Annotated in this window: 29 protein-coding genes; 9 read left to right on the forward strand and 20 right to left on the reverse strand. The window is 26.5% G+C overall.

Annotated features, from left to right (window positions below; all coding sequences use genetic code 11):
- Nucleotides 1–119: 119 nt before the first annotated feature.
- The 3 genes from rpmA to dnaG form a co-directional block, all read right to left on the reverse strand.
- The gene (gene rpmA / locus B0175_RS10185; RefSeq protein ID WP_004509840.1) at nt 120–377 is read right to left on the reverse strand and encodes a 50S ribosomal protein L27; all 258 of its coding nucleotides are present in this window, start codon (nt 375–377) and stop codon (nt 120–122) included.
- Nucleotides 378–401: 24 nt separating this feature from the next.
- The gene (rplU, locus tag B0175_RS10190; RefSeq protein ID WP_004509841.1) at nt 402–719 is read right to left on the reverse strand and encodes a 50S ribosomal protein L21; all 318 of its coding nucleotides are present in this window, start codon (nt 717–719) and stop codon (nt 402–404) included.
- 133 nt (nt 720–852) lie between these two features.
- On the reverse strand, nt 853–2,487 hold the full coding sequence (gene dnaG, locus B0175_RS10195; protein ID WP_108528452.1) for a DNA primase: 1,635 nt from the start codon (nt 2,485–2,487) through the stop codon (nt 853–855).
- Nucleotides 2,488–2,568: 81 nt separating this feature from the next.
- On the opposite strand from dnaG, the gene B0175_RS10200 reads away from it, so the two are divergent.
- Genes B0175_RS10200 through B0175_RS10215 form a run of 4 tightly spaced genes read left to right on the forward strand, consistent with a single transcriptional unit; the run spans nt 2,569 to nt 6,162 of the window.
- Nucleotides 2,569–3,618 (forward strand): tetratricopeptide repeat protein, encoded by a 1,050-nt coding sequence (locus tag B0175_RS10200; RefSeq protein ID WP_108528453.1) that lies wholly within the window; start codon nt 2,569–2,571, stop codon nt 3,616–3,618.
- 47 nt (nt 3,619–3,665) lie between these two features.
- On the forward strand, nt 3,666–4,340 hold the full coding sequence (gene rnc, locus B0175_RS10205) for a ribonuclease III (protein ID WP_108528454.1): 675 nt from the start codon (nt 3,666–3,668) through the stop codon (nt 4,338–4,340).
- 3 nt (nt 4,341–4,343) lie between these two features.
- On the forward strand, nt 4,344–5,420 hold the full coding sequence (aroC, locus tag B0175_RS10210) for a chorismate synthase (RefSeq protein WP_108528455.1): 1,077 nt from the start codon (nt 4,344–4,346) through the stop codon (nt 5,418–5,420).
- Nucleotides 5,410–6,162: a M15 family metallopeptidase gene (locus B0175_RS10215; RefSeq protein WP_108528456.1), complete on the forward strand. Its 753-nt coding sequence runs from the start codon at nt 5,410–5,412 to the stop codon at nt 6,160–6,162. The genes aroC and B0175_RS10215 overlap by 11 nt, the downstream gene beginning before the upstream one ends.
- Nucleotides 6,163–6,236: 74 nt before the next feature.
- On the opposite strand, the gene htpX is transcribed toward B0175_RS10215, so the two are convergent.
- Nucleotides 6,237–7,088, reverse strand: coding sequence for a zinc metalloprotease HtpX (gene htpX / locus B0175_RS10220; RefSeq protein WP_108528457.1), 852 nt, complete (start codon nt 7,086–7,088; stop codon nt 6,237–6,239).
- Nucleotides 7,089–7,141: 53 nt separating this feature from the next.
- Nucleotides 7,142–7,828: a TIGR02117 family protein gene (locus B0175_RS10225; protein WP_108528458.1), complete on the reverse strand. Its 687-nt coding sequence runs from the start codon at nt 7,826–7,828 to the stop codon at nt 7,142–7,144.
- Between the two features lie 96 nt (nt 7,829–7,924).
- Here B0175_RS10225 and B0175_RS10230 point away from each other — a divergent pair, with 96 nt between their 5' ends.
- Nucleotides 7,925–8,404, forward strand: a complete 480-nt coding sequence (locus tag B0175_RS10230; protein WP_004509849.1) for a SixA phosphatase family protein — start codon at nt 7,925–7,927, stop codon at nt 8,402–8,404.
- A gap of 15 nt (nt 8,405–8,419) precedes the next feature.
- Here B0175_RS10230 and B0175_RS10235 read toward each other — a convergent pair whose 3' ends face one another.
- The 8 genes from B0175_RS10235 to B0175_RS10270 all read right to left on the reverse strand — a co-directional run bounded on the left by B0175_RS10235 (nt 8,420) and on the right by B0175_RS10270 (nt 16,109).
- Nucleotides 8,420–8,833, reverse strand: a complete 414-nt coding sequence (locus tag B0175_RS10235) for a hypothetical protein (protein ID WP_108528459.1) — start codon at nt 8,831–8,833, stop codon at nt 8,420–8,422.
- Between the two features lies 1 nt (nt 8,834).
- The gene (mnmE, locus tag B0175_RS10240; RefSeq protein ID WP_108528460.1) at nt 8,835–10,175 is read right to left on the reverse strand and encodes a tRNA uridine-5-carboxymethylaminomethyl(34) synthesis GTPase MnmE; all 1,341 of its coding nucleotides are present in this window, start codon (nt 10,173–10,175) and stop codon (nt 8,835–8,837) included.
- 2 nt (nt 10,176–10,177) lie between these two features.
- Nucleotides 10,178–11,053, reverse strand: coding sequence for a Jag N-terminal domain-containing protein (locus B0175_RS10245; protein WP_108528461.1), 876 nt, complete (start codon nt 11,051–11,053; stop codon nt 10,178–10,180).
- A gap of 21 nt (nt 11,054–11,074) precedes the next feature.
- Complete coding sequence (gene yidC, locus B0175_RS10250) at nt 11,075–12,676, reverse strand: membrane protein insertase YidC (RefSeq protein WP_108528462.1); 1,602 nt, start codon at nt 12,674–12,676, stop codon at nt 11,075–11,077.
- On the reverse strand, nt 12,669–13,001 hold the full coding sequence (gene yidD / locus B0175_RS10255) for a membrane protein insertion efficiency factor YidD (protein ID WP_004509855.1): 333 nt from the start codon (nt 12,999–13,001) through the stop codon (nt 12,669–12,671). Before yidD ends, yidC begins: the two co-directional genes overlap by 8 nt.
- The gene (gene rnpA, locus B0175_RS10260; RefSeq protein ID WP_146175192.1) at nt 12,998–13,333 is read right to left on the reverse strand and encodes a ribonuclease P protein component; all 336 of its coding nucleotides are present in this window, start codon (nt 13,331–13,333) and stop codon (nt 12,998–13,000) included. The genes yidD and rnpA overlap by 4 nt, the downstream gene beginning before the upstream one ends.
- Nucleotides 13,321–13,455: a 50S ribosomal protein L34 gene (gene rpmH / locus B0175_RS10265; RefSeq protein WP_004509857.1), complete on the reverse strand. Its 135-nt coding sequence runs from the start codon at nt 13,453–13,455 to the stop codon at nt 13,321–13,323. The genes rnpA and rpmH overlap by 13 nt, the downstream gene beginning before the upstream one ends.
- A 74-nt stretch (nt 13,456–13,529) precedes the next feature.
- Nucleotides 13,530–16,109, reverse strand: coding sequence for an ATP-dependent Clp protease ATP-binding subunit (locus tag B0175_RS10270; RefSeq protein ID WP_108528464.1), 2,580 nt, complete (start codon nt 16,107–16,109; stop codon nt 13,530–13,532).
- A 118-nt stretch (nt 16,110–16,227) separates the two neighbouring features.
- Here B0175_RS10270 and B0175_RS10275 point away from each other — a divergent pair, with 118 nt between their 5' ends.
- Complete coding sequence (locus B0175_RS10275; RefSeq protein ID WP_046997765.1) at nt 16,228–16,806, forward strand: ribonuclease HII; 579 nt, start codon at nt 16,228–16,230, stop codon at nt 16,804–16,806.
- A 1-nt stretch (nt 16,807) separates the two neighbouring features.
- On the opposite strand, the gene B0175_RS10280 is transcribed toward B0175_RS10275, so the two are convergent.
- A complete protein-coding gene (locus B0175_RS10280) occupies nt 16,808–17,122 on the reverse strand; it encodes an MTH1187 family thiamine-binding protein (RefSeq protein WP_004509860.1) in 315 nt (104 codons plus the stop codon).
- A gap of 9 nt (nt 17,123–17,131) precedes the next feature.
- A complete protein-coding gene (gene ppk2 / locus B0175_RS10285; protein WP_034226666.1) occupies nt 17,132–18,025 on the reverse strand; it encodes a polyphosphate kinase 2 in 894 nt (297 codons plus the stop codon).
- A 119-nt stretch (nt 18,026–18,144) separates the two neighbouring features.
- On the opposite strand from ppk2, the gene B0175_RS10290 reads away from it, so the two are divergent.
- Nucleotides 18,145–18,486, forward strand: coding sequence for a hypothetical protein (locus tag B0175_RS10290; RefSeq protein WP_108528465.1), 342 nt, complete (start codon nt 18,145–18,147; stop codon nt 18,484–18,486).
- On the opposite strand, the gene msrA is transcribed toward B0175_RS10290, so the two are convergent.
- Nucleotides 18,483–18,968, reverse strand: coding sequence for a peptide-methionine (S)-S-oxide reductase MsrA (gene msrA, locus B0175_RS10295; protein ID WP_108528466.1), 486 nt, complete (start codon nt 18,966–18,968; stop codon nt 18,483–18,485). The genes B0175_RS10290 and msrA overlap by 4 nt on opposite strands.
- A 205-nt stretch (nt 18,969–19,173) precedes the next feature.
- Between msrA and B0175_RS10300 the strand changes: the two genes are divergently transcribed.
- Nucleotides 19,174–19,578 (forward strand): PBECR3 domain-containing polyvalent protein, encoded by a 405-nt coding sequence (locus B0175_RS10300; RefSeq protein WP_108528467.1) that lies wholly within the window; start codon nt 19,174–19,176, stop codon nt 19,576–19,578.
- 163 nt (nt 19,579–19,741) lie between these two features.
- Here the strand turns inward: B0175_RS10300 and B0175_RS10305 are convergent, their stop codons facing one another.
- Nucleotides 19,742–20,881 carry a replication initiation protein gene (locus tag B0175_RS10305; RefSeq protein WP_108528468.1) on the reverse strand — a complete coding sequence of 380 codons (1,140 nt, stop codon included), beginning with the start codon at nt 20,879–20,881 and terminating at the stop codon, nt 19,742–19,744.
- Between the two features lie 749 nt (nt 20,882–21,630).
- On the opposite strand from B0175_RS10305, the gene B0175_RS10310 reads away from it, so the two are divergent.
- Nucleotides 21,631–22,095 carry a hypothetical protein gene (locus tag B0175_RS10310; protein WP_108528469.1) on the forward strand — a complete coding sequence of 155 codons (465 nt, stop codon included), beginning with the start codon at nt 21,631–21,633 and terminating at the stop codon, nt 22,093–22,095.
- A 21-nt stretch (nt 22,096–22,116) separates the two neighbouring features.
- Here the strand turns inward: B0175_RS10310 and B0175_RS10315 are convergent, their stop codons facing one another.
- From B0175_RS10315 to B0175_RS10325, 3 genes are all read right to left on the reverse strand, one after another.
- Nucleotides 22,117–22,980 carry a hypothetical protein gene (locus tag B0175_RS10315; protein ID WP_108528470.1) on the reverse strand — a complete coding sequence of 288 codons (864 nt, stop codon included), beginning with the start codon at nt 22,978–22,980 and terminating at the stop codon, nt 22,117–22,119.
- A gap of 11 nt (nt 22,981–22,991) precedes the next feature.
- Nucleotides 22,992–23,357, reverse strand: coding sequence for a hypothetical protein (locus B0175_RS10320; RefSeq protein ID WP_108528471.1), 366 nt, complete (start codon nt 23,355–23,357; stop codon nt 22,992–22,994).
- A 641-nt stretch (nt 23,358–23,998) separates the two neighbouring features.
- Nucleotides 23,999–24,220: a hypothetical protein gene (locus tag B0175_RS10325; RefSeq protein ID WP_108528472.1), complete on the reverse strand. Its 222-nt coding sequence runs from the start codon at nt 24,218–24,220 to the stop codon at nt 23,999–24,001.
- Between the last annotated feature and the right edge of the window lie 15 nt (nt 24,221–24,235).

Here is a 24,235-nt window from a genome sequence, read left to right on the forward strand (position 1 = left end):
TAAAATAAATAATTAAAAACTAAAATTCTATTTAACTTTTAACTATTTATGTAATTTTAAATAAAAAAAGGGTGAATGCTAAAGCATACACCCTTTAAAAAAACTAGATAATTTTAGAATTAAGAAGCAGCGTAAACTGAAACTTTTTTTCTATTCTTATCTTTTTGTTCAAACTTTACAACACCATCAATTAAAGAGTAGATTGTATGATCTTTTCCCATACCAACATTTTGACCTAAGTGTACTCTTGTACCTCTTTGTCTAATAATGATATTTCCAGCTCTTACAACTTCACCACCATATTTTTTAACCCCAAGTCTTCTACCAGCTGAATCTCTATTATTCTGTGTACTACCTTGACCTTTTTTGTGAGCCATAATTCTTCTCCTTAACTTTTATGCTTATGCAGCAATTTTTGTAATTCTAACTTTTGTGAAGCTTCTTCTGAAACCTCTTTTTAATTTAGAATCTTTTCTTCTTCTTTTTTTGTAAATGATAACTTTTTTCGCTCTATTTACACCCGTACCATCTAAAACAACAACTGCTTCTACTTTTGCATTTGCAACAGCAGCACCAGTTTTTAATTCACCATTGTTTATAGCTAAAACATCAGTGATTTCTAAAGTTTCTTTTGCAGCTTTACCAGTATAGTCTATATCTAGGATATCACCTTCTGAAACTTTATACTGTTTTCCACCACATTTGATAATTGCGTACATCTGTCTTCCTCTAATTCAATTCTATATGGATAAAGTTGATACTTTTCATACAATTTCTATTTTTTCGAACGGGAATATTATCTTAAATTAGATTAAACTTTCTTTAAGTCTAACACCCATTTCTAAAATTATTTTATAAATTATAGCTTACAAGTTTACCTTGTTTTAGCTGATATATATTATCTTTAATTTTCCTAATCATATTTGCTTTTTGCTTAAATTCTAGTTCTTTATCATAAGAAATAGCCATTAATTTATTTGTATAAAACTTGTGCAAAAGAACTAAAAGCTCTTGATTTAGTCTTTCATCATCGTAATTTTCGAGCTTTTCATTTAAAACAATAGCATTTAAAGAACTATCTTTTATATCATTTAAAAGAAGTTCAAATTCAGTTTTATGATATTCAAACATAGAAATATCTACTATATCTAAAACAGAATCTAATCTTTGAGGTTTTTCTAAAATCGATTTTATTATACAAAGTTCAGCAATATCTATTTTTGACAAGCTAACTTGATTTGTTCTTTGTTTATCGGAACTAATTTTAACTAGATTTTCTCTAATATTTAATTTTTGAGCTATATATCTTTTGTATTCGTCTTGGTTTAATAAACTTAAAGATTTTAAATAATCATTTGCTTCTGTAAGTGCTTTTTGTTTTTGTATTGGATCATTTATTTCATATTTTGAAATTATATAATCTATTGCATACGGTATAAAACTTTGAGGATTTAAAAAGATTTTATTTAATTCTTCAATTTTTCCAGCTTTTACCATATCTGCTGGGTCTTGATTATCACTAAATATTACAACTCCACCTTCAAACTGACTTTGACTTAGCATCACTGAAGCTTTAAAAGCAGCAGTTAGCCCAGCTTTATCACCATCATAAGCCAAAATTACTTTTGGTTCACCTCTTCTTAAAAGTGGCAAATGTTCAGCTGTAAGAGCTGTTCCAAGTGTTGCAACTGCAATATCAAATCCAGCTTGATGAAGCATAATTACATCTAAATATCCTTCACAAATAATGATTTGTTTTGTTTTATAAATTTTTTCTTTTGCTAAGTTATAACCATATAAAAGCTTTGATTTATTAAAAAGTTTTGTTTGAGGAGAGTTTACATATTTTGCATTATGTCCACTTATAGTTCGTCCACCAAAACCTACAAGTTTTCCATTTATTGAATAGATTGGAAAAGTAATTCTTTCTATAAATCGAGAATAAAGCCCATTTGCTCCTGTATCAATAACTCCTAAGTCTATTGCTTCACTTAAATTAAAATGGTTTGATTTTAAAAAATTTATTGTATCAATAGAAGCTGGAGCATAACCTACTTCAAACTTTTGAACACTAAAATCAGAAATTCCTCTATCTTTTATATAGTTTTTAACTTGTTCATTATTTATATAAAGTTTTTGATAAAACTTATTTACATCTTCTAGTATTTTTATATCTTGTTTTTTTTCTGTTGAGCTATCATAGTCCAAAGTAAAATTATACATTGAAGCTAATTTTTCTATTGTTTCTGGATATGATAATTTTTCATATTCCATAACAAATTTTATAGAATCACCTCCAACACCACATCCAAAACAATGATAAATTTGTTTTGCTGGACTGATTACAAAAGAAGGAGTATTTTCTCCATGAAAAGGGCAACAAGCCTTAAAATTTGCACCAGCTTTTTTTATCTCTATAAATTGTGAAATTACATCAACAACATCAAGGTGGTTTTTTAAATTTTCTATTGACTCTTTTTTTATCATGGCGGAATTATACACTTTTATTTTTTTATATGAACTTTTATGTTAGGATAATAGCTAATAACATTTAATAAAGGTTTTTATTTGGATAATTTAGTTTTAGAATATAGAGACCCACTTTTTGGAATAATAATAGTTGTAGCCCTAATCTTTTTAATATCATTTTTTACCTACTCTTTTGGTATTTATAAAGAGAGAAATGCAAGAAAAGATTATCGAAAATTATCACTTAGATTTGAACTTGGTAAACTAAAAGAAGAAGACTACGTACATTTATATAAAACTTACAATCTTCCTTTTGATTCAATTTTGCTATTAGCATCATCTTTTTTATACAAAGGTGATTACAATAAAGCTATTTCTGTATATTTAGCATTACTTGAACATATAAATGAAAGAGTAAAAAAAGAAGAATTACTTGAACTTTTAGGAACTACTTATTTTAAAGGTGGTTTTTTACAAAGATCAAAAGATGTTTTTTTAAAAATTTTAAAATTCTCTGCTCATAATAAAACTGCTTTAAAATATTTGCTTTTAGTATATGAAAAACTAAAAGATTATGAAAAAGCAAAAGAAGTTGCACTATGTTTGGAAGAACTAAATACAGATATGAAAATTGATAAAATTTATTTAGATACTTTAATAGTATTAAATGATTCAATTTTATCTTATGAAAAAAGAACTGAAATTTTATATGAAATCTTTAAAGAAAATAAAATAATAGAAAGAATATTTGCAACTTTTTTAATCCACTTTAATAAACCGTTTTTTTGGGAACATATAAATGAATTTGATTGTTCAAAATTTATTGATATTATGTGGTATTTAAATTATGATGATATAAACTTTGACAAAATAGAAAAAAACTCTTTTTTAGAAGAGTTATATAATGCAAAAGGATATATAAATAGTTTAGACCATAGTAATGATTTTGATTTAGATATCCTAATACTTATAAATAAACATGAACATAAAGTAAATGCTTCTTTAGATTTTGAATTTATTTGTACTTCATGTAAACACTCTCATCCATTTTTTGATACGAGATGTCCACAATGCCATAGTATTTTGACTTTTAATGTAAAACATAATTTAACTAAATCTTTTTATGAACCAAATCAATCTTTACAATAATAAAAGATGTGTTATACTTTCGCAAAATTTAATAAAAGGAACTATATATGAGCGACTACTCTAAGTTAGAGAAGTGCTTGGATTATCAGTTTAAAAATAAAAATCTGATAATCGAAGCACTTACTCATAAAAGCTATAAAAAACCCTATAACAATGAAAGATTAGAGTTTTTAGGTGATGCTGTTTTAAATTTGATTGTTGGAGAATATTTATATTTAAAATTCCCAAAATCAAATGAAGGTGAATTATCAAAAATAAGAGCAAGTTTAGTAAATGAAACAGGATTTACAAGACTTGCAAATGAGATAAAACTAGGTGAATATATCTTTATTTCAACTGCAGAAGAGAGAAATAAAGGAAGAACTAAAGCTTCTATATTATCTGATGCCTTTGAAGCTATAATGGGTGCAATTTATCTTGAATCAGGACTTAATACTTTAAAACCAATTATCCTTAGAATTTTAGAAGAATCTTATGACAAAATAAATCTTGATGTTTTATTTAGTGATTATAAAACAGCTCTTCAAGAGATAACTCAAGCTAGATTTGCTTCAATTCCAGAATATAAAATAGAAGGTTCATATGGACCTGACCATAAAAAAGAGTTTGAAGTTTCTATTTGGATTGATGGAAAAAATTATGGAAAAGCAAGTGGGAAAAGTAAAAAATTAGCTCAGCAAGCTGTAGCAAAAATTGCAATAGATAAACTAAAAGAGGAGTAATATTTGAATACTTTTGGACATAGATTTAGATTTACTACTTTTGGTGAATCTCATGGAAAAGCTCTTGGTTGTATAGTTGATGGAGTTCCTGCTGGTATAAAAATTGATGAAGAGTTCATCCAAAGTGAAATGGATAGAAGAAAACCTGGGCAAAATAAATTTGCAACTCAAAGAAAAGAAGGTGATGTTGTAGAAATTTTAAGTGGAGTTTTTGAAGGAATCACTACTGGAACTTCTATTTCAATGATAATTTTTAATGAAAATCAAAAATCTGGTGATTATTCAAATATAAAAGATTTATTCCGTCCTGGTCATGCTGATTTTACATATTTTAATAAATATGGAATAAGAGATTATAGAGGTGGAGGAAGAAGTAGTGCTAGAGAAACTGCTGCAAGAGTTGCTGCTGGTGCAATAGCAAAACTACTTTTAAAAGAACTAAATATCGACATTAGAAGTGGTATTTGTGAAATAAATGGAATAAAAGCCTCAAACTTTGATTTTGAAAATGTAAAAGATTCTGAAATTTATGCTTTAGATAAAAACGTAGAAGAAGAGCAAAAAAATGCTATTTTAGAGGCTAGAAACTCTCACAATAGTGTTGGTGGAGTTGCTCTTGTAAATGTAAAAAATTGCCCTATTGGATTAGGTGAACCATTATATTTTAAACTAGATTCTCAAATAGCAAATGCAATGATGAGTATAAATGCAGTAAAAGCTGTTGAAATTGGTGATGGAATATTAGCTTCAAAAGTAAAAGGCTATGATAATAATGACCAAATAAGAAAAACTGGATTTAAAACAAATCATAGTGGTGGAATACTTGGTGGAATATCAAATGGTGATGAAATAAATGTAAAAGTTTATTTTAAAGCAACTCCATCTATTTTTATTGAACAAGAAACTATCGATATTTATAACAACGAAGTTAATTGTAATCTAAAAGGAAGACATGATCCTTGTGTAGCAGTACGAGGAAGTGTTGTTGCTGAATCTATGATGGCATTGGTTCTTGCTGATATGGTATTACTAAATCTATCTTCAAAAATGGAGAATATCAAAAAAGTCTATGAAAAATAGACTTTTTTTTCTCATTTTCTTATCAATAAATCTATTTGCAGATGAAAATCTAGCGCAAAAACTAATCAAAGCATATCCTGATTTTTTAAAAGAGTATTCAAATAATCAAATCATTTGGAATGATGATACTAAAATGATTTTTGATGAAAAAAAAGAGTATAAATCTTACGAAGATAGACTAAATAATGCCTCTTTAAAAGAACAATTAACAACAAAATACATAAAAGTAAAAGAAAATAAAAACTATATTCCAAACTTTAATGAAGATGCAGGAAGAGCAAGATTTGAACCATTTTTTCAAAAAATGTATGGAAAAACTCAAAAAGAAGTTGAAAAAAATCTAGTAAAAATAAAATGGTTACCAAAAAGTCAGAATAAGACTTTAGCTGTTACAAAAATAAATGATGTTGATAAAAAACTTGAAGCTATTTCAAATGAATTAGAAAATCTACCATTAGATTTAAAAAAATTTGTTTTAAATCCAAGTGGAGTTTATAACTATCGAAAAATTAGTCGTACAAATAGACTTAGTGTTCATAGTTTTGGTATTGCAATTGATATAAATTTGGACTTTTCAAACTATTGGCAATGGGATGAAAAAGATGGAAAAATAGAATATAAAAATAAAATACCATTAGAAATAGTCGAGATTTTTGAAAAATATGGATTTATTTGGGGTGGAAGATGGTACCACTTTGATACTATGCATTTTGAATATCGACCAGAACTTTTAGTAGATTAAGCTTTGGTTTAAAAATTTTTGATTATAATTTCAACATAAAGCAACTCTTTGGTCAAGGGTTGCTTTTTTTATGCCTATTTTCTTAATTCGCTTTTTAACTCTTCAAGACGTGCAATTCTATCAGCAGTTGTAGGATGTGTTCTAAAAAGTGTTCCTAATGTTGATTTTAATCCTGAAAATGGATTTATTATAAACATATGAGCAGTTTGTTCTGTTGCATTATTTATTTGGTGTCCACTTCTAGCATAATTTTCAAGTTTACCTAAAGCACTTTGTAAACCAGCTGGATTTCCTGTAAGCCTTGCTGCTCCTTCATCTGCCATATATTCCCTACTTCTACTAACTGTCATTTGAATAATTGAAGCAGCAATAGGAAGTAATATAGCCATAATTATCATAACTATCGGATTTGAATTTTGTCTATTATTTCCCATCATTCCACTAAATTGCATCATATTCGCAATCATAGCAATAGCACCTGCAAAAACTGCTGCAATAGTTCCTATTAAAATATCATAATGTTTTATATGAGATAACTCATGAGCTATTACTCCTTCAAGTTCTTCTTCATTTAACATTTCATAAAGTCCCATCGTAACTGCAACGGCTGCGTGTTCATGATTTCTTCCTGTTGCAAAAGCATTTGGTGTATGATCAGGTATCAAATAAACTTTTGGCATAGGAAGATTTGCTTTTTGAGTTAATTTCTGAGTTATTCTATAAACTGGATGTTTAGCATCATCTAAAGGTATAGCATTATAGTGTTTTAAAACTTGCTGGTCTGAGTAATAATAAGCATAAAAGTTCATTCCACAGGCAATTAAAAATGCTATTAACATACCATTTGTTCCTCCAAAAGAGTAACCAACAAATACAAATATAACAGTTAAAAATGTAAGTAAAAATATAGTTTTAGTTTGTTCCATAATCCTCTCCTAAAATTTTTTCTAATTTTAACAAATATTTGTTAATGAAAATTTTATCTATTTTTGTATTGATATAATATTCCATCATCAAAAGCAACCCATTTACTTGAAAGTAAATTTGCATTTTTTAAAACATTATTTGTCCAAGTATTACAAGTGTGAAATATGCTATAACTCCCAATTGCTTCATAAAAAGCATCATTTTGCCCATATTGAGCAGTCGTATTTATATAAATTGGTTTTTCATTTAACCATTGTAAACTTTTTTTTACTGATAAAATAATAGATTTATATTGATTTTCATCTATTTTCATAGAATAAGTTAAGTCATCTTCTAAAATATCTTTATAATAAGTTATATGCAAAGCTGCATTTCCAAGTCCAGTTCCTGCAATAAGTGCTGTTGATACTTTTAGTTCACTCCAAGTTGGAGTATCTAAATAAAAACCTTTATCTCCCCAACCTATTCCAACATAAGAAAAATCAGTTGATTTACTCAAAGTATTTTCAAAAGGAAAAAGTTCAGACCAATTTATAATATCACTTTTTATAGGTAAAACTATATCTGTATGAACACCATTTGATTTTATAAAAATTTGATATTTTTTATCCAATGAAGAAACTTCAGCAACACTCCATCTTGATAAAAAATATTCACTTGATAAATAAATTATTATAAAAGAAAAAATAGATATTAGAATATAAATAGTAATCTTTATAAAGCTTTTTAAAACTTTCATATATCTCCTTTAAGGCTTTATAGTCGCATTTTATACTTTATTTATACAAAAATAGCTAAAATCCAGCCATTATAAAATTATTTTTTGAGAGTTATTATGAAAAAACTTTATCTTGTACGACACACAACAAAAGATGATGAAAAATCAAACAATTACGATTATGACATAGAATTAAGTGAAGATGGAAAAGAAAAAGCAAAAATTATGGCTCAAAATTTTGCTAAAAAGAATCCAAATATAGATTTAATAGTTGCAAGTCCAGCGATAAGAACAAGACAAACTGCTGAGATTTTTGCACAAGAGTTAAATTACAATAAAACTGTTATGTTAAATGAAGTCTTATATATGGCATTTTTAAATGAATTACTTGAAACTATCACTTACACTTATGATACAGTTGATTCTATGTTATTAGTTGGACATAATCCATCTTTAACAGCTTTGGGTGTTACTCTTGTAGGATTTAAAGAAAAATTTGAAGAAGGTGCAATTATGGAAATAGAATTTGATTGTAATAGTTGGATTGATATTTCAAAAAATAATGCAAAATTAATAAGTTATGAAAAACCTTTATAAAGATAAAAACATAGTTTAATCTAAGTTTTTATCTAAAAGTACTACTGAAGCTAAATTTGTAAGTTCCATCAGAGTTTTTTTATCCAATTTTGCATCACCAATAATATATGAAAAAATCTCTGTAAAGTTACTTCTAGCCCAAGTTCTAAGTTCTGTTGCTGTCATAAATTTATTTGTTGATAAAACGGTACCCTTTGTATTTGTAACTGTTACTTTTGCACTATCACTATTTTCAAAATTACCTTTTATACCATCATTATTTTTTATCTGATAAGTTACTTTTGCTTGATAAATTTTACCTTTTACAACACTTCCATCATCTATTACTTTTCTTGGAAAACCTGTCTCTTTAAAAAAACCATCCCATTGATCTGCTAGAACATTTGAAAAACTAAATAATAAAAAAACTAAAATAAGATTCTTTTTCATTTTATTTACCTAAACAAAATTCACCAAACATAACATCTAACATTTCGTCGTTGTCATAAGGTCTTGTGATTGATGAAATATCTTCTAAGGCTTGTGTTATAAAGTGTGCAAAAAACTCTAATTCACCACTTTTTAGTGGTTCTTTAGCTATATTTATATTATATAAAGTATCTTCAACTGAATTAACTTGTCTTTTTGAAACCAAAGTTATGTCATCACCAAAAGTATTTGAATCTAAAATAGTTTCAACCTCTTTTATAAGTGGATTTATATCTTCTTTTGTTGAAAGTTCTATAAAAGACTCCAGTACATTTTTATCAAATTGATTTTGTAAATCTGACTTATTTAAAACTACTATTACTTTTTTATTTGAATTTTCTTTTATCAAATCTAATATTTTTTTATCTTCATCATCACAAATTTTACTATTATCAAACAAAGCTATTACGATATCAGCTTCATTTATAGCTTGGATTGATTTTTCTATTCCAATTTTTTCTATTACATCACTAGCATCTCGAATACCAGCTGTATCAACTATTTTTATAATATGTGTTCCTATACGAACACTCTCTTCAATAGTATCTCTAGTTGTTCCTGCAATATCACTTATAATTGCTCTATCAAAATTTAAAAGTTTATTTAAAAGTGAAGACTTACCAACGTTTGGTTTTCCAATAATTGCGACTTTAAAACCTTCTATCATTCCTTCTCGTCTTCGACTAGCTTCCAAAGTATTTGATAACTTTAAAGTAATTTTTTGTATTTTATTTTCAATTTGCTCATAAATATCAGTTGGCAAATCCTCTTCTGCATAATCAATAGAAACTTCAGTATAAGCTAACATAAAAAGTAAGTCTTCTCTTATTTCATTTACAAAATTTGTTAATTCACCTTTTAATTGCCGTGCTAAAAGTTTTACTGCATCTGCGCTTCTTGCTTCAATAATTTTTGATATAGCTTCTGCTTTTGTTAAATCTATTTTATTATTAAAAAAAGCTCGTTTTGAAAATTCTCCAGGATTTGCTAATCTTGCACTATATTTTAGAACTTCATCAACTATCATATTTGCAATTGCAACTCCACCATGACATTGAAACTCGACTACATCTTCACCTGTAAAAGAAAATGGTGCTTTGAAATATATCACTAAAGCTTCATCAATAATCTCATTTTTTGAATCATAAATTGTTGATAAAGTTGCAAGTCTTGCTTGGAAGTTATTTTTTTTTGAGATTTTTGTAGCTATTTCAAGAGCTTTTGCTCCTGAAACTCTAACTATTGAAATTGAGCCAATTCCATTTGCTGTTGCAATAGCAACAATAGTATCATTTTCAAACAAGATTAAATTTCTCTTGCTCTGTACTCATTTACAAGTACATATTTTTCACCTCTAATATTTGTTTTTACTGCAACATATTTATCAGGGAATTCATCTCTTAATCTTTTTAAAGCAATATGAACTAAAATTCCATCAAGAGGTTTAGTTTTAAAACTTCCTTTTTCTCTTATTTGTTCTATTATTGGCTCTAAATAAGCATGAATTGCTTCTTCTTGATTTTTTAAAAATTCAGCAACTTCAAGTCTTAACATTAAACCATATTTTTCATTTATCCAGTTAAATAAAATATATGATAATGCTTTATATCTATATCCTTCTTTACCAATTAATAAAGCTGAATCTTCCCCTAAAAACTCTATATACAAAGTTTCATCATCATAAAAAGAGACATTAACTTGCCCAATTTTATAACAAGTAGATCCAAATAAAAGATGTATTCCATCTTTTACTTCATTTAAAATTTCATCTCTTGTTTTTTTAATCACAAGTTTTGAAATTTCCATATTTGAATCTTCTTCATTATAAAAGTTATCAAATATTTTTTCTTTTCCTTCTACTTTTGGAACTTTTGATAAATTATCTTTTTTCTCATTTTGTGTTGAACAACTTTTTTCTTCAACTCTAGCTGCATTTTCAATTCTTTCAGAAAATTCTTCTATTTTAACATCTTTATTTTTATAATTTTTAGACTCTTGAATATCTGATTTAGAACTATTTTTACAATAAGCACAAATAATTGCACTCTTTTTTCCAAAACCTAAAAAACCTTTTGTAGGTTGTTGAATAATCTCTATTTCTAATTCAGTAACAGAGCAGCTAAATTCTGCACGTGCTAGTTCATAAACTTTTTCTAAACTATCTGCTTCAAATTTTTTCATGAGTTTCCCTTTTTTGTTCCCTTACTTATGTTCGGCTCTTTTTCTTTCAAATGTTTTATTTATAACATATTGTTGCCCTATTGTAAATAAGTTATTTACAAACCAATAAAGTGTTAAACCTGCTGGGAACCATAGGAAGAAGAATGTGAAAATAATTGGTAAAAGTTGGAATATTTTCTTTTGTAACTCATCTTGAACTGTTGTTGGTGTAATTTTTTGTTGGATATACATTGTAGCACCCATTAAAATTGGTAAAACAAAAAATGGATCCATTGCTGCTAAATCATGAATCCAGAAAATCCACTCAGCACCTTTTAACTCAATAGCATTAATTAGAACTCTATATATTGCAAAGAAAATTGGAATTTGTAAAAGTAATGGTAAACATCCACCCATTGGATTTGCACCATGTTTTTTATAAAGTTCCATCATATGCATAGATTGTTTTTGTTTATCATCTTTATATTTTAATTGTATCTCTTTCATTTTTGGAGCTAAATCTTTTAGCTTTTGCATAGATACCATACCTTTATATGATAAAGGATATAAAACAAGTTTTACTAAAATTGTAAGAGCAACTATTGTCCAACCCCAGTTTCCAATATAACTTTGTAAAAATTGTAAAAGAACAAACATAGGTTTAGCTATAAATGTAAACCATCCATAATCTATAACATCGATTAGTTCAGGATTTAAGCTTTCTAAAACTCTATGATTTTTTGGTCCAATATATCCTGAAAATGTAGTATTTCCAGAAGAATGAATAAATGCTTGTGGATTATTAGAATCATCAGGCATTACTGTAACTTGTAATGATTTTTCAAAGTTATAAATAACTGTTGCATAGTATCTATCAAAATTAGATATAAATTTTGAACCTACAAAATTTTCATTTTTCTTTGAACCACCATCTTCTATTGTTGTTAAGCTATCATCATTTAATTTAGTAATAAATCCATGAACTGCATACATATCTACTAATACATTTGGTCTAAATCCATTTGAAATAAAGAATGCCTTATCATTTGTTGAACTTACAGTTAAGTCATAATGTCCATCAGGATAAATTGTGAATTTTTTTGTTAGAACTGTATTTGTAAGAGTTTGAGTTAAAACTAACTCTTGTTTTTCTTGCGTTGCATCAATACTTGAAGAACTTGGAAGCACATTTATTTTAAAAGCTTCTTCATTTACATTAATATCAGCAAATCTTACTTCTAAAGGTTTTAACTGATTTGCTTCAAATAATTTTATTTGAGCACCATTTTCATCTTTATATTTCTCTTCTGTTAAAGTTACTTGAGCAACTCTCCCTAAATTATCTATTTCGATAATATTTTTTGCCGTTTTAATAACAGAAACGATTTGAGAATTTGATACATTTTTTGAAGATATCGTATCAACATTTGGTGTATTTACAGAATTTTCAGCTACTACTTGAGATGTACTAACTTCCGGTGCTGAATTTTGTTTTTGCTCTTGTTCAATTTTAGCTTGAGCCATTTTTGCTTCTTGCTGAGGCTTTAAAACTAAAAACTCATAAGCTATAAAAAATACAAAAACGACTATTGTCATAATTATCATTCGTTTTTGCATACCATTGTTCTGATTTAAGTTATTCATTATTCTTTTTCCACTCCCGATTTTTTACTACTAAATACTTCCCATTTTTTAATGGCACATACCAATATACTATTTTGATTTTATTATAGTTGATATTTTGATTTTTTTTTAATTTGATTATAGGATAATCAAATCCACCATCAAAAAGTTGATTACACTTTAATATGCGCAATATTGTAAAATAAATCGCCTTAAAAAAAGTATTATTATCTAACTGCCATAATGCATATTGAGAACAAGTTGGATAATATCTACACGAACCAAAAGATAAAATTGTTAAATATTTTTGATAAAATCTTATTAAATATTTAAAAAGCCACTTCATTTTAGGAGTTCTAATCTCTTTAAAGCAAAATCAAAATCTTTTTTTAATTCTAAAAAATTTCTATCATGAATAGCAATTTTTGCGACAAATATATAGTTACCAACTACTAGTTGATTTTCATAAGAAGCGAATAAAGCCCTCATTCTTCGTCGGGCTTTATTTCTATTTACTGCATTTCCAACTTTTTTTGAAGTAACAAATGCAGCTCTAAGTATAGTATTAGAACTAAAAAAAGCGACAAAGCTGGTAGTATGCCAACTTTTGCCGCTTTTATATAGTTTATTAAACTCTTTAGGATTATTTATCCTATGATCTTTACTTAAACAGCTAATCTTTTTCTACCTTTAGCTCTTCTTGCATTAATTACTCTTCTACCATTTTTAGTAGCCATTCTTACTCTGAACCCGTGAGTTCTTTTTCTAGGAGTATTATGTGGTTGATATGTTCTTTTCATCTTAGTCTTTCCTCTATATTCACTAAATAAGTTGAGGATTATATTTAAGATTTACTTAAAATCTCTTTATATATTTAAGAAATCTTTGTAATTACTTCATCATTTTGAACATCAAACTCTACACTACTTCCTTCACCTATTTTATCTTCTAAAATTAAATCAGCAAGTTTATCTTCAACTATTTCATAAATAGCTCGTTTTAATGGTCTTGCACCATAAACTGGGTCAAATCCAATTTTTGCAATATACTCTTTTGCATTTTGTGTTAAAGAAATTTTTATATCTTTTTCTTCTACTTTTTTCTTAATGTTATTAAATAAAATATTTACAATATTTGTAATAGCACTTAAATTTAATTGTTCAAAAATAACAATATCATCAAGTCTATTTAAAAATTCAGGTCTAAAATGAGATTTCAACTCATCTAAAACAGCTTTTCGTCTCTCTTCTTTATCGCTAATTTCAATTATTCTTGCACTTCCTATATTTGAAGTTAAAATAATAATTGTATTTTTAAAATCAACTGTAACACCTTTATTATCAGTTAATCTTCCATCATCAAGAACTTGTAAAAGTATATTAAATACATCAGGATGCGCTTTTTCTACCTCATCAAATAAAATTACACTATAAGGTTTTCTTCTTACTGCTTCAGTTAATTGACCACCTTCTTCATATCCAACATAACCAGGAGCCGCTCCAACAAGTCTAGAAACTGCGTGTTTTTCCATATATTCACTCATATCAAAACGAATCAATGATTTTGGATCATCAAATAAAAATTTTGCTAAAGTTTTTGCACTCTCTGTTTTTCCAACTCCTGTTGGTCCAAGGAATAAAAAACTTCCTATTGGTCGAGAAGTTTCACTAAGCCCTGCTTTATTTCTTTTTATTGCTCGACTTATTGCTTTTATAGCTTCATCTTGACCAATAACATCTTGTTTTAAAACCTCTTCAACTTTTAAAACTTTTTGTTTTTCACTATCCATCATTTTATTAACTGGAATTCCAGTCCATCTTGAAACTATACTTGCTATTGCTTCTTCATCAACACTATTTCTTAAAAGTGTTCCCTCTTTTTGCATTTGCTCCCATTTTTGAGCATTTTCTTTTATTTTTGCTTCAAGTGCAGGGATTTCTCCATACTCTATTTTTGCAGCTTCTTCAAATTTTGATTCTCGTTTAGCAATATTTGCTTTTGTTTTTAACTCTTCAATTTTTGCTTTTAATTCACTTACTGCATTAAAAGTTTGTTTTTCATTTTCAAATCTAGCTTCTAAATTTTGTTTCTCTTCATTTTTATTTGCTAACTCTTTTTCTATTTGAATAAGTCTCTCTTCGTTCTTTTTATTTTTTTCCATTTTAAGAGCTTCTTTTTCAACATTTAAAGTTTGAATCTCTCTTTTTATATGTGATAAAGCTGTTGGTTCACTCTCAATTTGCATTTTAAGTTCTGCTGCTGCTTCATCTATTAAATCTATTGCTTTGTCAGGTAAAAATCTATCTGTTATATATCTATTTGATAGTTTTGCCGCTGCAACTAATGCACTATCATTTATAGTTACATTATGATGTGTTTCAAGTCTCTCTTTTATACCTCTTAAAATTTGTAAAGCTTCATTTACTGTTGGTTCATCAACTTTAACTGGTTGAAACCTTCTTTGCATCGCTGCATCTTTTTCAAAATATTTTCTATACTCTTTTAAAGTTGTTGCACCAATAGTATGAAGTTCACCACGAGCAAGACTAGGTTTTAAGATGTTTGCTGCATCCATACTTCCTTCACTTGCACCTGCTCCAATAATTGTATGAATTTCATCAATAAATAAAATTATATTTCCAGCTTTTTTAACCTCATCAATAACAGATTTTAGTCTATCTTCAAACTCTCCTCGATATTTTGCACCTGCAATTAAAGCACTCATATCAAGACTTACAACTCTTTTATTTAGTAAACTTGTTGGAACATCTTTATTTACTATTCTTTGAGCAAGTCCCTCAGCAATTGCAGTTTTTCCAGTTCCTGGTTCTCCTAACAAAATTGGATTATTTTTTGTTTTTCTTATTAGTATTTGCATCATTCTAGTGATTTGTTCATCTCTTCCAATAACTGGGTCAAGTTCACCATCAATTGCTTTTTTGTTTAAATCTATTCCATATTTACTTAAAGCTTCTAAGTTATCATCACCACTATTGCTATCAATAGTTTTTCCAGCACGCATAGCTTCAAGCTCTTTTTTTGCTTCTTTCAAATCTATATATTTTCCTAAAACATCTTTTACTGTTTGATTATCAAAGTTTGAAACAAGCCAAGTATCAATGGCTATAAATTTATCTCCATTACTTGTCATTTGACCTTCTGCTTTTTGTAAGCTTGAAAGTAAATTTCTTGATAATTTTATATTCTCTTTTGTAACACTACTTACACTTGAAAGTTTGCTAGCATTTGATTTTGCTTCAAGTTCAATTGCTGCTTTATTAACATTCATTTTATTTAATAACTGATTTAATACTGAATTTGTGTTTGTCAATAAAGCCCAAAGAAGATGAACAACTTCTACTTCTTGATTTTTATTATGTAAAGCAAGGGCAACACTTGAATCTATTGTCTCTTGCATTTGATTTGTCATTTTCTCAAAAATATTATTACTCATTTAGCACTCCTTATATTTAACTGCTAAAGAATTATATAACTTTAGTCTTTCTTTGTCAAGTCTTAGTAAAAATATATTTTTTATTATAATACTTTTTAAAAAATATTTAAAGGCTTTTATGAAAAATTTATGCGGTATTGATGAAGCAGGTCGTGGTCCACTTGCTGGTCCATTAGTTGTTGCTGGAGTTATTCTTTTAGAAGATATTGTAGGATTGAATGATTCAAAAGTTTTAAGTGAAAAAAAAAGAGAAAAACTATTTGATGAAATAAAAGAAAAATCAAAATACCATATTGTTTTTAGTGATGCAAAATTAATAGATGAAAAAGGTATAAGTTTTTGTTTAAAAAGCTCTATTTTAGAAATTATAGAAAATTTAAAAGAGTTTTCAAACTCATTTTTGATGGATGGAAATACAAATTTTGGAATACAAATTTTACAAAAAGAGATAAAAGCAGATGCAAAATATGCACAAGTTAGTGCTGCTTCAATCTTAGCAAAAGTTAGCCGAGATAGATTTATGGATGAAATTTCATCACTTTATCCTAAATATGATTTTCACAAACACAAAGGTTATGGAACAAAAGCACATATTGAAGCTATAAAAGAGTTTGGAAGAAGTGATATTCATAGACACACTTTTAAATTAAAAGCTTTAGGAGAAAATGAAATAGGAGTTCAAAAAAGTCTATTTTAGACTATTTTGAAACTTCTCCAATATGTTTTTCAACAGATTCTATTTTTGTTTTTAACCTATTTTCATGCCCTATTCTAATATCAAAATTTAGTGTTGCATAAACTCTACTACACCCTAATTCTTCTAATCTTGAATAACATTTTTCTACCAAAGCTAAAGCTTCTTTCATAGTAGAAGTTTCAATAATAGTTGCCATTGAAGTAAGTTGATAATTCATGCCACTATCTTTGATTATTTTTATAACTTCAGAAACTTCTTTACTTTTACTTTCACTTTTATCAGTAGGAAACATTGCCATTTGAAGTAATACAGACATCTAAACTCCTTATGATTCACTCTCTTTTCTTTTCATATCCATAATTTCTAACTCTTTTTCAGCAGTAGTAACAATATCTTTATCTACACTAAAATCAAGTCTTTCATCTTTACCTTCATAATCAACTGAATTCAAAATAACTTTTATTGAATTTAATCTTGCTAAAAATTTACTATCGCTTCTTATAATTATCCAAGGAGATTTTTCTGTATTTGTATATTTTAACATATCATATTTTTTTTGAGTAAATTCATCCCAACGACTTTGCATTTGTAAATCAATTTCACTTAGTTTCCATTGTTTTAGGGGATTTTCTTCACGCTCAGCAAATCTTTTTGCTTGTTCATCTTTTGTAACTGATAAATAAATTTTCAAAAAATGTATTCCATGGTCTATCAAGTCTTCTTCAAATCCAGGAACACTTTTCATAAATACTTCATACTCTTTTTGTGTACAAAATCCAAAAACTGGTTCAACCATTGCACGGTTATACCAACTTCTATCAAATATTACTATCTCTCCACCTTTTGGAAATTGTTCAACATATCTTTGATAGTACCATTGAGTTTTTTGAACATCTGATGGCTTTCCAAGTGCAACCACACGATAATGTTTTTCATTCATATATCTAGTTATTCTTCTTATTGCTCCACCTTTTCCTGAAGCATCTCTTCCTTCCATTAGAATAATCATTTTTTCATTCTTTTTTTCAAGATGATTTTGAAGTTTTATCAACTCTACTTGATATGGTCGTAAAACTTCTTCTTGTGTTCTGTATAAAAATTTTGAATGCAACTCGCTAATAAAACTTCCATTTTCATCTTTTAATTTATCTATAAAATTATCTAAATTCATAGTTGCATTATTTATTCTATCTTTATCATAATACTTATCAAATGACATCTCGTTCCCTTTTTTTGTTTCTTTTCTTATATTATACATAAGAAGAATTACATTTTAGTTTTAATTGTAATTAAAAAACTTTTTGATAGTATATATTAAATATATAATAAAGGATTGAAATGCAATTAGAAGTATCTGCTGAAGTTATATTATCACAATTAGGTTATTCACAAAATGAAGCTTCTTTGAAACAAGCTGAAAAAATGATAGAAGTTACACAAGGTTTTGACAAATTCGCAAAACACATTTTATCTTTAAATGATCATCTTAAAAAAATGAATGCTTATGTTGCATTGTCAAATACTACAAACTATCTAAAAATAAAATGTGAAGAGAGTGAATCTAAAGAAATTTTAGAAGAATTTCATGACACAGTTTCACATTGGGCAAGTAAATATAATGTAAATTTAGAAAAATTGCCTAATAAACCAATTTACTATATTTTAGGAACACAAAACTAAAATATTTTTCTATAACTATGACAATAAGGCATCTTTTGATGTCTTTCATAGTAATTTTGATGATACTCTTCTGCTTTATAAAAAATGCCTTTTTCATATAAAGTTGTAGCAACTTTAAAGCCCTTATTTTCAAGCTCTTTTATCAAATTCTCACTTATAGTTTTTTGTTCAATGTCACTATAAAATATAGCTGATAAATATTGACTTCCTATATCTGGACCTTGCCCGTTTGTTTGTGTAAAGTCATGTATTTCAAAAAATAGTTTTGCTAATTTTTCAAAACTTACAATTGTCTCATCAAATTCAACTTCAATAGTTTCTAAATGACCACTAAACCCACTACAAACTATTTCATAAGTTGGATTTTCTATAAATCCACCCATATATCCTGAAATTACACTTTTTACACCAGCTACTTTTTGAAAATAATACTCTACTCCCCAGAAACAACCAGCTGCGAAATATGCTTTAGAAACCCCCATAAAATCGTCCTTTACTTACTGTTTTTTCAGAAATAGGTGTTTACAAAAAGGGCAAAAGTATCCCACTTTTGGGATACTTTTTAACTTTAGTATCCCTTTTTAGTATCCCAAATTTTTCAATCTTTAGAGCATTTTAGTTGATTTATTCTTATATATTCATTATTTAAAATTGGATATAGTTTTGAAATTTTAAAGGGGCTATTATTTGGATTTAGAAAAAGAGATTGAAGAGTTAATAAAAAAATCATTAGAAAACAAACAATTCGTAGATAGTGTTTTTTTTGATTTACCACTAAATACACAAATTGAACTAAAGAAAATTTTATTCAAAAACTTTGATGAATACAAATGTGAAATAAATAGCCATGATATAAGGCATACAAATAAAAACCATTCAAAAGATTTAAAATTCATTACAAAAATTCCTGATATAATAGAAAACTTTTCAGAAATTAAAAAAAGTTTTGTTGAAGATAAAAAAACAAAAAAACCTATTTATGCTATTGAGTTTTATAAAAAATATAACGACAAAACAGTAAAAGCAGTAAAAATACACTTAAGAAAAGAGAAAATATTAAGATTGAAAACTTTATTTATACCTAAAAAATAGAAAGTGAGTAAAAGACCACCTACTTTTACTCAAGATTTTACGGTTATTTGCTAAATGCCCAAATGTCCCTTAGCTTAACGTCCAAAACGAAATCCGTTGGCTTTAAATATGTCTTTATGACATCGAGAACAATTTTATCAAATTATAATTTATATGTCAATATTTATATATAATTCAAAAAATATTTTTTAGCAGTTCTTCTATCTATATTAGCAACTCTTGAAATTGAAGCAATATTTACTTTTAGTTTTTGCTCTTGTAGTTGTAAAATAGCATTTATTACTAAAGTTTCTTTTTTTTCTTGTAATTTATAAATATAATCTTGTTTTGCTTCTAAAAGTTGCTTTTTATTTTTCTCTTTATCTCTAATTTTTAAAGTTCTAGTTGCTGCTTTTTGTTGTCTTTGTTTTGTTTCTTGTAAATATTCATCATAGTTTAGGTTTTTCATCTTTTCAAATTCCATAACTCCCTCATTTATAACTTTTATATTTTCATTTTTTATTGTTCCATACAATATTTTTCCACTTTGCCAATATTTGAAAACGGAGTTTGAAATTTGATTTAATTCTGTATTTCCTAATCCTACACTTTTGGAATTATTTATATTTATTAAAAAATTAAAAATATCATCTTTATTTAATACTTTTTTACCTTTAGCATATTTCATGGCATATTTAAAAAGTGTTTTATTTCTTTGTCCTTCTATTAGTTCATTTTCATCAATTTTTACTTTTAACTTCAAAGGTGTATTTGTAAATTCAGATTTTGGGATATATTTTTTAAAATCATCTAATTCATAGTTAATTTTTTGCGAAAAATAAAAATTATGTAAAAGTGGATTTCTCCATACTCCATAAAGCCTATGAGAAGCAATTTCATCACATTTGAGTAATCTAGTTATTGCTACTTTTATATCCATAGCATACTTAAGGGCTTTTCTTTGGTGTGTAAATATATGATTTTTTAAATGATAAGCAAAATGGAAGCCCTTATTTGTTTCTGTTACAAAAGTAGGTTCTAATCCTATATTATCTATTATATACTCTAAAAAATTATATATATTTTTAAAATATTCTAATGCTGTTTTATCTTCATATTTATCTATATCAAATACTAAAAAGCTTATTTGTTCTTTACTATTAAAATTAATAAACAGATGTTCATTTAATGATTTTATAGTTGGGTATTGATAAATATTTGATAAATGTTTTTCATTACCTGATTTTATTTTTTTAGGAAGATTTTTTAATAAAAGTTCTTTTAATTGTTCATCTTCATCTTTGTATTTATTAACTATTGTCATTTGAGTTACTCCTTTTTTTTGGAGCAACCCTCAAAGGATTAGAAGAAAATTTAATTCATATTTTTATTGTTATAAGAGTGATTTTTTATAAAAGTTAGATTTAGTAAAAAAAATGCAAAATTCTTTAAAAAAAATGTTCATTGTAGATGGTCTTACTGTATTATTTAAAATCAACACCAAGTGAGAAATAAAAGATAAGTGAAGAGAACAATTAATAAGAGAAGAGAGGAGAGAAAATAAATATATATTTTATATATCAAATACTATAGATAATACTGAATACACTAATAAATAATATTTTGTTCTATACACGATTTAAGCCCGTATTTATCGGGCTTTATAAGGGTTTTTATTTGTATGAATGATTAATAACTCTTCTTTTATTTTAATTTTTTGCAATGCAACAGAAGAAATACTTAAATTCTTTTTTCTATTCATTAATCACTAATCATTAGTTTTTGGCTTTATAAGTTTTAAGTGTGATATATTGTTTTATTACTCAAAACTGAAAATTTTTCAAATGAGCATATACTCACTTCATTCCGTTATCCCTCCTTTTTCAAAATTTTAAGTTTTAACCTAAGAAAAAATATATATTTCACACTTAACAAAGCCCGAAAACTAACGAAAGTGAAAAATTTTTGAAAGAAAAAAGGATTTAATTTTAATCTTCTTAAAAATTAAAAAAGAAGAGAAAAAACAAACCCTCAAATCTTCAAAAATGAAAACCAAAATTTAAAGGATACAAAATGATAAGAGAAGAGATTTTAAAAGAGTTCCAAGGTGTAGAGGGTATAAATGAAGCTAAAAAAATATATAAAACTTTAGCAAAAAAGCTACACCCTGATATTGGGGGAAGTGAAGAAGATTTTAAAATACTAAATGAAATATATAACAATTTAATAGAGCATAAAATATATTTTTCTAACTCTTCAAAAATTGATATTGAATTAGAAAAAATCATAAGCTTAATTTTACATTTTGAAAATATTACTATTGAGTTGATAGGTTCTTGGATTTGGGTTAGTGGGGATACGAAAGAGATAAAAGAAAAATTGAAAGAGATAGGTTTTAAATGGGCTTCAAAAAAGAAAATGTGGTATTATGGAGAGATGAAAGCTAAAAATCCTAATCCAAAATCTATGGAAGAGATAAAAACAAAATATGGAAGTGAAACTTTAAAAAGTAATGAAAAGAAAAAAATAGCTAGTTAATTCTAGCTATTTATAAACTTTTTATCTCGTTCTTTTCAAATAGTAATCCGTAATGGCTTCTCGTTTGTGGTTTAACTCTTCACTCACTTTTAATTTTGCTTCTTTTTCGCTTATTCCATTTTTTAACATATCTTCAAACTTATCACGAGCCGAAGAAAAACGGAAATCGTGGGAAGATATATCATATTTTTGTAAATCCTTATAATATGTTGATTTATCTATTAAATCATAACTATTATTTAAAAGTTTTTGTTCCAGTTCAAAAGATATTTCTTTAGAATTATATTTATGATTTCCTTTACCTATCAAATCAATAATATATCCATTATCAAGATATTTTAATGGATTTTTTACCAGTTCAAAGGCTTCACTTTGTCTTATACTCAATTCATATTGAGTTTGGGCAATTAAGCCACTTATATATCTATCCTCATAAAGATTTTTTATTACATTATCTACATTATTTATATATCTATTTTCGATTATAATATCTGCTCCACTTTTTACAATTTTTACTCTATCATCAAAAAAACTTTTATCTTCCAAATGTAGTGGGATATAAATATTTTGTTGTTCTAAACCTTGAAGCATAGAAGAAAAACCACGAAGATAATTTTCTTTGGTTTTGCTAGATAGATTTTTTAATCTTTCATTAAAAAAATTATCAAGATTTTCTTTTGTGAATAGTGTGTTTAATTTGTTATTTAGATTTTGAGATTTAAAAAAAGATGTTATATTTCTTAGATACATTTCTCTTTTTTCTGCAAGTTTATCACTATGTGTTAGGTTGTCATTTTTTCCAACTCTTCCAACTCCAAAACTTTCCAATCTATGAAAAGCATCTTTCATCTGTTTTTCAAAATTTCCACCTTTAAGATTTGCCATTGCTAAAAAACCTAAAGATTATTTTGTTTATAAAATTTTTCTATTGTTCCACGGCTTACTTTTGCTCTATGATTTTCATATAAATATTTTTCTATTGATTGGCTACCCATTCCATTTTTTCGTAGTTCTAAAATAGTATTTGAGTATTTTTTAATATATTGATTTTTTATATTGTCTAAATTAATTAATGATTTATTCTTAGATAGGGTTTCTTTTTGAATTTCTAACAATATAAAAAAACCACTCATTATTCTATTTTTTGTAAGTTCTCCACCTTTTAAAAAGTTTATATATCTCTTAGCAAAATTTTCAAAATCATCTGAATTTTTAAATCCTAATATATTACTGTAGTATTGTTTTTTCTTTTGAGTAAACATATTTATAACTCCTATATATTTTTATAAAAACTGAACACCTAAAAGATGTTTAAATATAAGTTTATTTCTTAACTGTGGTTTAGACATGTAATTTATTTAAAGGCAATATTACGAAATGCCAAAAAGCAATAACTTAAGAAGTTAAAAGGCAAGTAAAAAGTAGAAATAAAAGAAACTCAAATTCAACGGGGCAGTAAGTTTTTGGCTAGTTGTTAAATGTTTGAGTATTTGTCAGATTTTAGGGTATTTTTATACAAAATATAACAAAAATAGGCATTGCTAAATGCCCATTTTATCGATATATCTTTTCACAATGTGAATTTTCTGTATCGCTTCCTATCTCTGTTTAATTTTTTAAACAGAGATAAGGAAGCTCCCACGAGTTGAAAATCAAAAATTAAAAAATATGGTGCCACCCATACTTACTTTTTTTATTGCTTTTAGCTTAACAATAAAAAAGTTCTTTTTAATTTTTGATTATATATTTATACATAAATGTATCCTATAAAAATATAATGCCCTTTTTAAGGGCTTATATTGTTATAAGATATTTTTTAGTTAAAAGTTGATTGTTTTCAAAAATGCGATGAAGTAGGAATAAAAAAGCTAATAAGAAGTTCTTTTAAAATGAACTTCTTATTTTATGAAGTAAGTATTAAATATGAAATAAGAGCTATTTCATAATTATTTAATCCATTAGAAGGAGTTTCAACTTCTTCTTTATATGAATAAGAATTACTTTTAATAACTTTATTCTCATATATAGGGAAAACAGTTAAATTTGTATTTTTTAATTTAAGATTCTCATTTTCTAATTTTAGTTTTTCTATTTCTAGTTTTAATAATTCTTCTTTATTTTCCATTTAAACCCTTTTTAG

Source organism: Arcobacter lacus, assembly GCF_003063295.1.
Classification (GTDB): domain Bacteria; phylum Campylobacterota; class Campylobacteria; order Campylobacterales; family Arcobacteraceae; genus Aliarcobacter; species Aliarcobacter lacus.

Excerpts from the sequence above, each read along its gene's own strand:
- rpmA (WP_004509840.1), bottom strand. The coding sequence starts at position 377 with ATGGCTCACAAAAAAGGTCAAGGTAGTACACAGAATAATAGAGATTCA.
- rplU (WP_004509841.1), bottom strand. The coding sequence starts at position 719 with ATGTACGCAATTATCAAATGTGGTGGAAAACAGTATAAAGTTTCAGAA.
- dnaG (WP_108528452.1), bottom strand. The coding sequence starts at position 2,487 with ATGATAAAAAAAGAGTCAATAGAAAATTTAAAAAACCACCTTGATGTT.
- rnc (WP_108528454.1), top strand. The coding sequence starts at position 3,666 with ATGAGCGACTACTCTAAGTTAGAGAAGTGCTTGGATTATCAGTTTAAA.
- B0175_RS10215 (WP_108528456.1), top strand. The coding sequence starts at position 5,410 with ATGAAAAATAGACTTTTTTTTCTCATTTTCTTATCAATAAATCTATTT.
- htpX (WP_108528457.1), bottom strand. The coding sequence starts at position 7,088 with ATGGAACAAACTAAAACTATATTTTTACTTACATTTTTAACTGTTATA.
- B0175_RS10225 (WP_108528458.1), bottom strand. The coding sequence starts at position 7,828 with ATGAAAGTTTTAAAAAGCTTTATAAAGATTACTATTTATATTCTAATA.
- B0175_RS10230 (WP_004509849.1), top strand. The coding sequence starts at position 7,925 with ATGAAAAAACTTTATCTTGTACGACACACAACAAAAGATGATGAAAAA.
- B0175_RS10235 (WP_108528459.1), bottom strand. The coding sequence starts at position 8,833 with ATGAAAAAGAATCTTATTTTAGTTTTTTTATTATTTAGTTTTTCAAAT.
- B0175_RS10245 (WP_108528461.1), bottom strand. The coding sequence starts at position 11,053 with ATGAAAAAATTTGAAGCAGATAGTTTAGAAAAAGTTTATGAACTAGCA.
- yidC (WP_108528462.1), bottom strand. The coding sequence starts at position 12,676 with ATGAATAACTTAAATCAGAACAATGGTATGCAAAAACGAATGATAATT.
- yidD (WP_004509855.1), bottom strand. The coding sequence starts at position 13,001 with ATGAAGTGGCTTTTTAAATATTTAATAAGATTTTATCAAAAATATTTA.
- rpmH (WP_004509857.1), bottom strand. The coding sequence starts at position 13,455 with ATGAAAAGAACATATCAACCACATAATACTCCTAGAAAAAGAACTCAC.
- B0175_RS10270 (WP_108528464.1), bottom strand. The coding sequence starts at position 16,109 with ATGAGTAATAATATTTTTGAGAAAATGACAAATCAAATGCAAGAGACA.
- B0175_RS10275 (WP_046997765.1), top strand. The coding sequence starts at position 16,228 with ATGAAAAATTTATGCGGTATTGATGAAGCAGGTCGTGGTCCACTTGCT.
- B0175_RS10280 (WP_004509860.1), bottom strand. The coding sequence starts at position 17,122 with ATGTCTGTATTACTTCAAATGGCAATGTTTCCTACTGATAAAAGTGAA.
- ppk2 (WP_034226666.1), bottom strand. The coding sequence starts at position 18,025 with ATGTCATTTGATAAGTATTATGATAAAGATAGAATAAATAATGCAACT.
- B0175_RS10290 (WP_108528465.1), top strand. The coding sequence starts at position 18,145 with ATGCAATTAGAAGTATCTGCTGAAGTTATATTATCACAATTAGGTTAT.
- msrA (WP_108528466.1), bottom strand. The coding sequence starts at position 18,968 with ATGGGGGTTTCTAAAGCATATTTCGCAGCTGGTTGTTTCTGGGGAGTA.
- B0175_RS10305 (WP_108528468.1), bottom strand. The coding sequence starts at position 20,881 with ATGACAATAGTTAATAAATACAAAGATGAAGATGAACAATTAAAAGAA.
- B0175_RS10310 (WP_108528469.1), top strand. The coding sequence starts at position 21,631 with ATGATAAGAGAAGAGATTTTAAAAGAGTTCCAAGGTGTAGAGGGTATA.
- B0175_RS10315 (WP_108528470.1), bottom strand. The coding sequence starts at position 22,980 with ATGGCAAATCTTAAAGGTGGAAATTTTGAAAAACAGATGAAAGATGCT.
- B0175_RS10320 (WP_108528471.1), bottom strand. The coding sequence starts at position 23,357 with ATGTTTACTCAAAAGAAAAAACAATACTACAGTAATATATTAGGATTT.
- B0175_RS10325 (WP_108528472.1), bottom strand. The coding sequence starts at position 24,220 with ATGGAAAATAAAGAAGAATTATTAAAACTAGAAATAGAAAAACTAAAA.